Source organism: Bradyrhizobium sp. P5_C11_2 (genome assembly GCF_054049755.1).
In genome coordinates this window covers 1-1,709 of record NZ_JBFULT010000925.1, presented here as the reverse complement: position 1 = coordinate 1,709, position 1,709 = coordinate 1, and the positions used below count along the sequence as shown (strand labels likewise).

2 protein-coding genes are annotated in these 1,709 nt (G+C 65.7%); one reads left to right on the top strand and one right to left on the bottom strand.

All coding sequences use genetic code 11. From position 1 onward, the window contains the following. Positions 1 to 60: 60 nt before the first annotated feature. The gene (locus ACXJL8_RS40350; protein ID WP_456617407.1) at positions 61 to 1,008 is read right to left on the bottom strand and encodes an alpha/beta fold hydrolase; all 948 of its coding nucleotides are present in this window, start codon (positions 1,006 to 1,008) and stop codon (positions 61 to 63) included. Positions 1,009 to 1,229: 221 nt separating this feature from the next. Between ACXJL8_RS40350 and ACXJL8_RS40345 the strand changes: the two genes are divergently transcribed. Continuing rightward, on the top strand, positions 1,230 to 1,700 hold the full coding sequence (locus ACXJL8_RS40345; protein WP_456617406.1) for an Hsp20 family protein: 471 nt from the start codon (positions 1,230 to 1,232) through the stop codon (positions 1,698 to 1,700). Positions 1,701 to 1,709 lie beyond the last annotated feature (9 nt).

Below are 1,709 nucleotides of genomic sequence, written 5' to 3'. Positions count from 1 at the left end.
CCCTCACCCCAACCCTCTCCCCGTAAGAACGGGGCGAGGGAGCGCACTGTCACGGCCCTCTCACTTGAACAGCGGCGTGCCCGGAACGAAGGCGTCGAAGGCGGCCCAGAACTGGGTGCGGTAGCGGTCCTGCTCCTGGAGGATCTCGTGCTTCGAGCCGGCGATCACGAGATGCGAGCCGGCGCGGAGATGATAGGCGAACTCCTCGATCGCGGCGGTCGAGACCACGGTGTCGTTGGAGGCCGCCAGCATCAGGATCGGCTGGCGGATCTCGGACGGGTAGCTCATGCCCTTGAAGGTGTTCATCGCCCTGAAGGCGGTGTCGGCCCAGGCGACCGTCGGTGACGCCAGCCCGAGCGTCGGATCCTCCTCCAGGATCGCGGCATTGCGCGCATAGCGCACGGGGTCGCTGGTCAGGGGATTGTTGATGAAGGGATCGAGCCCGGTCAGGCGGTCGCCGCCGCCGGGAACGTAGCGCCCGCCCTGCCCCATCAGACGCATCGTCTTGAGCAGCGCCCGCACCGGAAACGAGGTGGCGCGGCCCGGCAGGTCGATCATCGGCGCCGACAGCACCATGCGATCGAACCAACGCTTGCCCGCATGCGCCACCCGAAGCATCACCGCGCCCCCCATGGAATGAGCGAGCGCGAAGAAGGGTGGCGGGCAGTCCGGCAGCACCACCTGCTGCACGAAGGTCTCGACATCGATCTCGAAGTCGGCGAAGTCGCGGACATAGCCCTTGCGCGGATCGCGCAGACGGCGCGAGGAATGGCCCTGCCCGCGCCAGTCGATCATCGCCACCGCAAAGCCGCGGTCGCGCAGGTCGCGCACCGTCTCGAAATATTTCTCGATCTGCTCGCTGCGCCCGGTGAAGACGCAGACGGTGCCCTTGCGGTTCGCCGGCGGCGCCCAGCGCGCAAAGCGCAGCTCGGCGCCGTCGGGCGTCCTGATGGTGCCACTGACGACGTTCTCGGGCACGGGATTGGAGGGTATCGAGACCAGCGTCATGATTGGAAGTGGTTGGGCGGGACGTGCTGAAGATCGAGGGGCGGCAGCGCCGAAAAGGCGCTGTTTGCCGCCCTCTTGAACGCAGTTTCCCAAAACCCATATCACCTTGGTGCAGGCCGCTACCAGTGTTTCGGAACCGGAACATCAGGCTGCACACAGACGAAAGCCCGGCCCGATAGGCGGGCGGGTTGCCCAACAGTCGCTCAATGGAGGACTTGACCATGCGTACCTACGATCTGACTCCCTTCTATCGTTCCACCGTCGGCTTTGACCGCCTCTTCAACCTGCTCGACCAGGCGGGTTCGGACGGCAGCCCCGGTTATCCCCCCTACAATATCGAGCGCACCGGCGAGAACGCCTACCGCATCACCGTCGCGGTCTCCGGCTTCGCCAAGGATGAGCTCTCCATCGTCGCGAAGGAAAACACGCTGACGATCAAGGGCGAGAAAGTCGCAGGCGAGAACAGCAAGTCCGAGGTGCTCTACCGCGGCATCGCCGCGCGTGCCTTCGAGCGCGCCTTCCAGCTCGCCGACTTCGTGCAGGTGAAGGACGCCTCGCTCGAGAACGGCCTGCTTCACGTCGACCTCGTGCGCGAGATTCCCGAGGCCAAGAAGCCGCGCCAGATCGCGATCAACACCGGTGCGCAAGGCGCGCAGGTGATCGAGAACTCGGCCGCGAAGGCTGCCGCCTAAAGCACGCAT